Consider the following 8,399-nt stretch of genomic DNA (forward strand, 5'->3'; position numbering starts at 1 on the left):
GTTATCGGATTTCATTCTTGTATTTTTATTCAATGCAAGGAATCAGTCGACGCGAATAGCGAGCTATTTAAGGAGACTTATGACGCAGTATTGGATAAAAATACATATGAAATTCGATTCTGCGAATGAATCAGTGCTTCCTTAAACAGGCAGCCGTTCCCCAAGTCAGATTACATCACAAGACCGCCGTCCACCACCAGCACCTGACCGGTGATATAGGAGGAATCGTCGGAAGCCAGGAAGCATACGGCTTTGGCCACGTCTTCCGGCTGTCCCATCCGTCCCATGGGGATGGATGAAATCATGCCTTCCCTGATTTTTTCAGGAATGCCGTCGGTCATGGCTGTTTCAATGAAACCGGGGGCCACCGCATTGACGCGGATATTCCGGGCCGCCATTTCCTTGGCGCAGGCTTTGGTGAGGCCGATAACCCCTGCCTTGGCAGCGGCGTAGTTGGCCTGGCCGATGTTGCCCATAATTCCGACCACGGAAGAAATATTGATGATGGAGCCCTTCCGCTTTCTCATCATCATGGCAGCAGCTGCCTTGGTGGTGAGAAAATCGCTCTTCAGGTCCGTGGCGATGACGTCATCCCAGTTGGATTCCTTCATGCGGATCAGGAGGGCATCCCTGTTAATGCCTGCATTGTTCACAAGCACATCCAGGCCGCCGAATTCATCCTTCACAGCCTTGAATACGCGGTCCACATCTTCGCTCTTGGACACATCCCCCTGCACGGTGAAAGCTTTGCCGCCGGCAGCTTCGATTTCTTTCTTCACCGCTTCTGCCGCATCGTGGCTTCCTGCATAGTTCAGGGCCACTGCAAAGCCTTTGGAAGCCAGGGCCAGGGCGATGGCCCGGCCAATGCCTCTGGATGCACCGGTAACCAGTGCTGTTTTTTCAATGTTTTCCATGGATTATTCTCCCTTCAAGGCTTTCACCACTTCATCCACCGTTGCCGCATCTTCTGCATGCACACAGGGAACCTTGCGGTCGATTTTCCTCATGAATCCGGAAAGAACGGTGCCCGGGCCTGCTTCTACGGTGTAATCCACGCCGCCGGCAATCATATTCCGGATGGATTCTTCCCAATGTACCGGATGGGCAGCCTGGTCCACCAGGTTCTTGCGGATTTCATCGGCCTTTGTTTCTTCTTTGGCGTTCACATTGGCCACCACCGGAATCTTTGTGTCATGGATTTCAATGGTATCCAGTACTTCCTTCAGTCTGGCAGCTGCCGGTTCCATGAGGGTGGAGTGGAAAGGAGCGCTCACATGCAGCATGATGGCACGGCGGGCACCGGCTGCTTTCAGTGCATCGCAGGCCTTTTCCACCGCCTTGGTGGCGCCGGCAATAACCACCTGTCCGGGGCAGTTGAAATTCACTGCCTGCACCGGAGCGTCCGGTGTGGTGACAGACTGGCAGACTTCCACGATTTTATCAGGAGTGAGACCGATGACTGCTGCCATTCCCCCTTCGCCCAGCGGAACCGCTTCCTGCATGAAACGGCCGCGGAGGTGCACCGTCTTCACAGCGTCTGCGAAGGAAATGGCACCGGCTGCCACCAGGGCGGAATATTCGCCAAGGCTGTGGCCCGCCGCAATGTCCGGTTCTACGCCCTTCTCCTTCAGCACCTGCCAGACCGCAACGCTGGCTGTCAGGATGGCGGGCTGGGTAAATTCGGTCTTCATGAGTTCAGAGTCCGGACCTTCAAACATCATTTTGGAAATGGAGAAGCCCAGGGTATCATCGGCCTCTTCCACCAGATGTTTTACGGAATCATAATTTTCATACAGGTCATGCACCATGCCGACCTTCTGGGACCCCTGTCCAGGGAAAAGAAATGCAGTTTTCATCGTATCACCTCATGGCGTAATAAACATATGGTAACAGTATATATTCTTTAAATTAAACCTATTGGATGGAAAGTTTCCAGTTCCATAGAGACACTGGAAACTTCAACTCCTTACATCCACCGCATAACGTCGCAGCCCCAGGTGAGGCCGGCGCCGAAACCGGTGAGAACCACGATATCGCCGTGTTTCACTTTTCCGGCCCGCACAGCTTCGTCAAGGGCAATGCCTACGGAAGCGGCGGAAGTGTTGCCGAAGCGGTTCACATTCACCCACATATGGTCCGCCGGCACCTGGAGGCGCTTGGCAATGGCCTGGATAATGCGGTTATTGGCCTGGTGGGCAATGAACATGTCGATATCATCCTTTGATACCCCTGCCTTTTCCAGGGTTTTCAGGGTGGTGGCACCCATATGGCGGACAGCGGCTTTGAAAACCTCCGGTCCCTCCATGTGGATATAAATGCGGCCGGAGTCGATGGCACGGTGGGTCACCGGTTCTGCCACGCCGCTGGCGGGAATATCCAGAATCTTGCCCAGGCTGCCATCGGAGCCAAGGTCGGAAGCCAGAAGGCCGTATCCCTCTTCCGTTTCCCCGATAACCGCGGCGCCTGCGCCGTCACCGAAAAGGATGCAGGTGGAGCGGTCATTCCAGTTCACCAGGCGGGACAGGATTTCCGCGCCGATAATCAGGACATGCTTGTACATGCCTGCTTTTACCATGTTGGATGCCACGGCTACGGCATAAATATAGCCGGAGCAGCCGGCGGAAATATCCATGGCCCCCGCATGGGAGGCGCCCAGCTTGTCCTGCACCAGGCAGGCCGTGGACGGCACCACGTAATCCGGAGACGCCGTAGCCACCAGGATGAAATCGATGTCATCCACAGTGACTCCCGCCGCTTCCATGGCCTTTCTGGCCGCATTCACGCAGAGGTCCGATGTATTTTCCGACTGCGCCGCAATATGTCTTGTTTCTATGCCTGTTCTTGTGCGGATCCATTCATCCGATGTATCCACCATTTTTTCCAGGTCTGCATTTGTCAGTATCTTTTCCGGTGCATAGTGACCGGTACCCAGAATACCGGCAAAACGTGTATTATCCATAACTTATTCCTTCCCTAAAAAAGGAGATTGAGGAAACACATATGATTCGCAGTGCTTTCCCTTCCTTTTATGAAATTTTGTAAAGCACTGATTCCATTCAGCAGGATACTTGCCCCGTACATTATTCCTGCTCTTTTAAGCTCATTTTTACAAGGGTATCTGCCACCACTTCGTCCAGCTTCTCGCTGCATACATCCCTGGCCATGCGGATGCCGTTCTTGATGGCCCGGGCTTTGGATGCGCCATGGCAGATAATGAGGGCTCCCTTGATACCCAGGAGCGGCGCGCCACCGTATTCCGAATAATCAAGACGCTTGGCCATGTATTTCTTCAGCGCCGGTTTCAAAAGAAGTCCGCCCAGCTTGGCCCGAAGTCCACCCTTCATGATGGCGTCCTTCAAAAGGGCGGCCACCAGCTTTCCGGCGCCTTCACCGAACTTCAGCACCACATTGCCCGTAAACCCATCGGTTACCACCACATCGAATTCACCGGTCATCACATCCCGGCCCTCCGCATTGCCGGCAAAGGGAATGGTATCCTGCCCGGCAAGCACCTGGTTGGCTTCCGTCACCAGAGGACTGCCCTTGGTGCTTTCAGCGCCGATATTCAGAAGACCGATTTTCGGATGTTCGATGCCTGCCACCTTTTTGGCATAAATGTAACCTAAAAGGGCATTCTGTACATAGGTTTCCACCTTGGGCTGGGCGCTGGCGCCGGAATCGATGAGATAGGTATATCCGCCCTTTTCATTGGGAATGGGCGTCAGAATGGCGGGCCGTTCAATCCCCTTAATCCGACCGATACCCAGAAGGCCGGCTGTCACAGCGGCTCCCGTGGACCCCGGTGCCACCAGGGCGCCGCATTCGCCGCTCTTCACCAGTCTGGCACCTACGGACACGGAGGCATCCTTCTTCTTCCTGTAGGCCATGCCGGGATGTTCCCCCATTTCAATGACCTGGGAAGCATGGTGCACCTCAATGAGGGAATTATTCTCCTCATGATTTTTCTTCAAAATATCACGGATACGTCCTTCGTCGCCTACCAGCACCACAGGAATATGAAATTCCCGCACCGCCTCTATGGCTCCAAGTACGATTTCCAGCGGCGCAAAATCACCGCCCATAGCGTCAACTGCTATTTTATCCATGGGACGCCTCCGTCTCATTCAAAATTTCCATAATAAACTTAGCCCGGTATACTTCCTCGTCTCCACGGAAGAAACTGATATATATATGTTTCTTGTTTCCCCGCATGAGGACGATGCGCCCCTTCACGATAAGAATCGTTCCGGGCACCACGGGAATCTTATACTTGATATTTCCCACCTGGGTAGAAGCAAAGGGAACCCCTGCCAGGGATTCGGCAAATCCTGCGGCTGCTCCATACAGCTTTTCCGCAGAAACCATACCTGCACTGTCAGCCATTTCGTCGGTGGTCTTCAGGAGCCCCACCCCCTTCTGGCCGATGTCCAGGTCCAGCACCCTCACGCCTTCCCGGGAATCGGAGGGCTGGGATGCTACCAGATGCTCCATGCGCTCCCTCATCTGGGGAATCCCCAGGGTCTGCCGGTCCAGGCGGATGGTTGCCACAGATACAGAAAAACGTTCTGCCAGATCTCCGTCTGTCAGACATGGATTTTGGCGAAGTAAATTCTGTATGGCTTCTCGTCTTTTGTTTTTATCCATCTTCCGTTTTTCCATCATTTTATCACCTGCTGATAATACTATACCACAACCATGCAAGTGCTGCACCAGGAAATTGGAAAGCTCAAGAAAAATCGGCTTCATACCTTCCCCCATTCCCGCGCAAAAAGGCACTTCCATGCAGGAATTAAATTTCTTTAATCTACATGAAATGGAAAATATCTTACTTCTTACTGTTATCACCAGCTAGGAAAGATAGATGTTAGAAGACAGAAGATAGAAGACAGACGCTCAGACTGTCCGCCGGAGGGGTCATTCTGAGCGAAGCGAAGAATCTCGGTACCTGTCGTTAGTGAAGCTAAAGCCGATAAATGCCACTCGGCGGGCGGGAAAGATAGATGATAGATGTTAGAAGATAGACCATAGAAATCGGGATTCCGGGATTGGGGACCGGGGCAGCGCGCGGCTGACAGCTGACAGCGAAAAATAGAGAGCGAATACTGACCGGAGATTGTGTACTGAGGTTTAGAAACCATAGATTTATACTTTTATAGTTTTGTGTATGATTTTATTCCAGTATTTCAACAAAAATTCTCATTGACTTATTGCGGGATATGGAATAAACTACAGTGAATACAGGATACATCAACATTATTTGTTTGTCAAACATTCGTATAGTTTAGTATTATATTTTTAAAACTAATCAGGAGTGATAATATGAATTTTCCTAAGCTTCATATCGGTGATTTAACAGCCAATATTCCTATCATCCAGGGCGGTATGGGCATCGGTGTCAGTCTTTCCGGACTGGCCGGCGCCGTAGCAAAGGAGGGAGGCATCGGAGTGATTTCCGCTGCCCAGGTGGGATTCAACGAACCCGATTTCCGTACCAACACAGTGAAGGCCAATATCCGCGCCCTGAAGGACCAGCTTCATAAGGCAAGGGAAAAAGCGAAAAACGGCATTATCGGCGTCAATATCATGTGGCGCGGCCAGCATTACGAAGACTATGCCCGTACTGCAGCAGAAAACGGCGCCAGCATCATCTTCTCCGGCGCCGGTCTCCCGGCGGACCTTCCGGCCTGTGTGGAAGGCACGGATACCAAAATCGCTCCCATCATCGGCTCCCCCAAGGCTGCCAGGGTCATTCTGAAGCTCTGGGCCAAACATCACAACCGCACTGCAGATCTGGTGGTCATTGAAGGCCCCAAGGCCGGCGGCCATCTGGGCTACACCAGGGAACAGGTAAAAATGCATGAAAGCGACGGTTATGAAAATGAAATCAAAGAAATCCTCGCAGTGGTTAAAGAATTTGAAGAAAAATTCAACAAGAAAATCCCTGTAGTCTTCGGCGGCGGCATTTTTGACAAAAAAGACATTGAACACTACCTCTCCCTAGGCCTTTCCGGCGTACAGATGGCCACCCGCTTCGTGGCCACAAAGGAATGCGATGCAGCAGAAGCCTTCAAGAATATGTATGTCAAAGCCAAATCCTCCGACGTCACCATCGTGCAGAGCCCCGTCCACATGCCTGGCCGCGCCCTGCTGAATCCCTTCGTCTGCGCCTTCCGACAGGGAAGAATTCCGGTGACCAACTGCTTCCACTGCCTTAAGACCTGCGACCCCAGCACCACCCCATACTGTATCACCCAGGCCCTCATCCGCGCCGTCAAAGGGGACGTGGACCACGGCCTCGTCTTCTGCGGCGCCAATGCCTGGAAAATCAACAGGATTACCACGGTTCACGACTTATTCACAGAACTGGTAGAAGGAACGGGAAAGGCGTAATGGATTGCGCCCTTCGGGCGCAAAGGGTTCAGAAGGTTCAGAGGGTTCAGAGGGTTCAGAGGGGAAGGTTGACGGGGCCTGGGGCCCCGAGGGTTCTTAAGGTTCTTAAGTTTGACAGACGCTCTGCGTCTGAGGGTTGTGGATTGCCGCTGACGCGGCAATAAATATAAAGTCAGCGTTACGGGATTCCCTTCTCTCCCTCATCGTTATTCTGAGCCGCAGGCGAAGAATCTTGGTGCATGCCGCATATGAGGCAATCGGTAATGAATACTAACCGGCGGGAAAGCCGCCGGTTGGCAGTCAGTTCAACATAGTGTCATTCCGACTTGCAGCCCCGTACACCCCTTCGCCGCTTCGTGGCCCTCTTCCCCTAAAGGAGGCAGGAAAATTGTGTTGTGGCCTCCTCCTCACACTCCCCCGCAATCCCACAATAAAAAGCTGCCGAGTCAAATGGCTCTGCAGCTTTTTATTTTCACGATTTCATTATTTCAGATGATGGCTGCCCCGTTCTGTAATGGGTACGCCAGCTTTGCACAGGGGGCATTCTTCCGGTTTATAAGTCGGAACGGTGAGGTGGAGAAGAGGATATACCTTTTCCTTGGGAACGCCGAAGTCTGCTTTGCCGCCGGAGCGGTCTACGAAGAGGCCGATGCCTACGATGTCGCCTTTGGCTTTGTTCACCACGTCCACCACTTCTTTGATGGAGCCGCCTGTGGTGACGATATCTTCTACGATGAGCACCTTTTCACCAGGAGCGATTTTGAAACCCCGGCGAAGGGTCATTTTTCCGTTTTCTCTTTCCGTGAAAATGGAACGGACACCCAGGAGGCGGGCAGTAACCTGGGAGAGGATAATGCCGCCGGTGGCCGGTCCGATCACCGTTTCAATGCCCATGTTCTTGAAGTGGTTGGCAAATTCCTGGCACAGTTTTTCCGTGTATTCCGGATGCTGGAGAACGTTGAATTTTTCAACGTACAGAGGGCTGTGAAGGCCGCTGGTGAGAAGGAAATGACCTTCCAGAATGGCTTTTGTTTCTTTCAGTAAAGATTCAACTTCTTTTTCGTTCATTATGCATTCTCCTTTATTTCCTTTAAAATCAGACGGGCTGCGGCACAGGGGTCAATGGCCTGGGTAATAGGCCGGCCGATGACGAGCATGGAGGAGCCGTCCTTGAAGGCCTCCGACGGGGTGGCAATACGTTTCTGGTCGTCTGTCTGGGCAAAAGAAGGACGGATGCCCGGGGTGACGATGAGGAAATCGTCACCTGCCATTTTGCGGATGGAAGATGCTTCCCTGGGCGATGCCACTACGCCGTCTACGCCGGAGTCCTTAGCCAGCTGTGCCAGTTCCAGTACGTGGTCCTGGATGGGAAGATGGCCTCCCACTTCCTGCCAGCCCTGGTCATCAAAGCTGGTCAGTACGGTAACCGCCAGAATCTTCGGACGTTCCACGCCCAGTTCGTCTGCCGTGATTTTTGCATACCGAGCTGCTGCCTGCATCATGGCCCTGCCGCCGCCGGCATGGACTGTAATCAGGTTCACTCCCAGACGGGTTACGGAAGCCACACTGTGGCCTACGGTGTTGGGAATATCATGAAGCTTCAGATCCAGGAACACTTTCTTTCCATGTTCCTTCAGGTAATGAATGGTCTCGCTGCCTGCGCTGTAGTACAGCTCCATGCCCACCTTGTAATAAGAAACCAGATCCCCCAGTTCGTCTACCAGTTCTTTCATCTTGTCGAAAGAATCCACATCCAGTGCCACGATGAGCCGGTCATCGGCTGTGTAGACTTCTTCTTTCTCGTCCATTCACGATCTCCCTTCTCTATTTACTTCAAGAAGTGCGGCAGATTTCCACCGCCGCTTCCCCATATCTGACATATTATACCATTTCAAGGGCATTCTGACATCCTGTTTTTAAGGGTTTTCTTTTTCAGGAAACAGCGGAATACGAATAAAAAAAGGGCTGTGAAAAAATGATTGAGTCTCTATCAGATAGTTAGGCAACCT

The 8,399-nt window shown here is 52.4% G+C and carries 8 protein-coding genes; 1 reads left to right on the forward strand and 7 read right to left on the reverse strand.

What is annotated here, in order from left to right; genetic code table 11:
- Positions 1–170 precede the first annotated feature (170 nt).
- The 5 genes from fabG to QZQ29_RS07980 form a co-directional block, all read right to left on the reverse strand.
- On the reverse strand, positions 171–914 hold the full coding sequence (gene fabG, locus QZQ29_RS07960; RefSeq protein WP_296962116.1) for a 3-oxoacyl-[acyl-carrier-protein] reductase: 744 nt from the start codon (positions 912–914) through the stop codon (positions 171–173).
- 3 nt (positions 915–917) lie between these two features.
- On the reverse strand, positions 918–1,856 hold the full coding sequence (gene fabD, locus QZQ29_RS07965) for an ACP S-malonyltransferase (protein WP_296962118.1): 939 nt from the start codon (positions 1,854–1,856) through the stop codon (positions 918–920).
- 110 nt (positions 1,857–1,966) lie between these two features.
- Positions 1,967–2,959 carry a beta-ketoacyl-ACP synthase III gene (locus tag QZQ29_RS07970; protein WP_296962119.1) on the reverse strand — a complete coding sequence of 331 codons (993 nt, stop codon included), beginning with the start codon at positions 2,957–2,959 and terminating at the stop codon, positions 1,967–1,969.
- Positions 2,960–3,080: 121 nt separating this feature from the next.
- Complete coding sequence (gene plsX, locus QZQ29_RS07975; protein WP_296962120.1) at positions 3,081–4,106, reverse strand: phosphate acyltransferase PlsX; 1,026 nt, start codon at positions 4,104–4,106, stop codon at positions 3,081–3,083.
- Complete coding sequence (locus QZQ29_RS07980) at positions 4,099–4,662, reverse strand: DeoR family transcriptional regulator (RefSeq protein ID WP_296962121.1); 564 nt, start codon at positions 4,660–4,662, stop codon at positions 4,099–4,101. Before QZQ29_RS07980 ends, plsX begins: the two co-directional genes overlap by 8 nt.
- 657 nt (positions 4,663–5,319) lie before the next feature.
- On the opposite strand from QZQ29_RS07980, the gene QZQ29_RS07985 reads away from it, so the two are divergent.
- Positions 5,320–6,390, forward strand: coding sequence for a nitronate monooxygenase family protein (locus QZQ29_RS07985; protein WP_296962122.1), 1,071 nt, complete (start codon positions 5,320–5,322; stop codon positions 6,388–6,390).
- A gap of 483 nt (positions 6,391–6,873) precedes the next feature.
- Here QZQ29_RS07985 and pyrE read toward each other — a convergent pair whose 3' ends face one another.
- Together pyrE and pyrF are read right to left on the reverse strand one after the other, a co-directional pair.
- Positions 6,874–7,461 (reverse strand): orotate phosphoribosyltransferase, encoded by a 588-nt coding sequence (gene pyrE, locus QZQ29_RS07990; RefSeq protein WP_296962127.1) that lies wholly within the window; start codon positions 7,459–7,461, stop codon positions 6,874–6,876.
- Positions 7,458–8,198 carry an orotidine-5'-phosphate decarboxylase gene (pyrF, locus tag QZQ29_RS07995; RefSeq protein WP_296962125.1) on the reverse strand — a complete coding sequence of 247 codons (741 nt, stop codon included), beginning with the start codon at positions 8,196–8,198 and terminating at the stop codon, positions 7,458–7,460. The genes pyrE and pyrF overlap by 4 nt, the downstream gene beginning before the upstream one ends.
- Between the last annotated feature and the right edge of the window lie 201 nt (positions 8,199–8,399).

This window comes from uncultured Dialister sp., assembly GCF_900538805.1.
Taxonomy (GTDB): Bacteria; Bacillota; Negativicutes; order Veillonellales; family Dialisteraceae; genus Dialister.

Coding starts and splice junctions, on each gene's coding strand:
- QZQ29_RS07985 (WP_296962122.1), top strand. CDS start 5,320: ATGAATTTTCCTAAGCTTCATATCGGTGATTTAACAGCCAATATTCCT.
- QZQ29_RS07970 (WP_296962119.1), bottom strand. CDS start 2,959: ATGGATAATACACGTTTTGCCGGTATTCTGGGTACCGGTCACTATGCA.
- QZQ29_RS07980 (WP_296962121.1), bottom strand. CDS start 4,662: ATGATGGAAAAACGGAAGATGGATAAAAACAAAAGACGAGAAGCCATA.
- pyrF (WP_296962125.1), bottom strand. CDS start 8,198: ATGGACGAGAAAGAAGAAGTCTACACAGCCGATGACCGGCTCATCGTG.
- plsX (WP_296962120.1), bottom strand. CDS start 4,106: ATGGATAAAATAGCAGTTGACGCTATGGGCGGTGATTTTGCGCCGCTG.
- fabD (WP_296962118.1), bottom strand. CDS start 1,856: ATGAAAACTGCATTTCTTTTCCCTGGACAGGGGTCCCAGAAGGTCGGC.
- fabG (WP_296962116.1), bottom strand. CDS start 914: ATGGAAAACATTGAAAAAACAGCACTGGTTACCGGTGCATCCAGAGGC.